1 protein-coding gene is annotated in these 230 nt (G+C 73.0%); it reads right to left on the reverse strand.

The window, feature by feature from the left end:
- Nucleotides 1–115, reverse strand: a 115-nt coding sequence (locus tag QQ657_RS56900) for a helix-turn-helix domain-containing protein (protein WP_350310787.1), incomplete at its 3' end; no start/stop codon positions are given.
- Between the last annotated feature and the right edge of the window lie 115 nt (nt 116–230).

Genomic DNA, 230 nt, shown 5'->3' on the forward strand with positions numbered 1-230 from the left:
CCGGCCGGCCCAGTTCGGCCGCGATGGCCCGCAGCGAGATCCCGGGCTGGCGGACCCGGTCGGCGATCCGGACCCGCTCGTCCAGGCTCAGAAACCGTGACGACACCACCGACACAACAGGCGCCGGCGGAGTCGCCGTAGCCCGGGCTGCCTCGGCGCGCCAGCGTTTCGCGGTCCGGTAGTTGACCCCGACCTGCCGGGCCGCTTCTCTGCTGCCTGTTCCTGCTTCC

The organism is Amycolatopsis ponsaeliensis (assembly GCF_030182635.1).
Taxonomy (GTDB): Bacteria; Actinomycetota; Actinomycetes; order Mycobacteriales; family Pseudonocardiaceae; genus Amycolatopsis; species Amycolatopsis ponsaeliensis.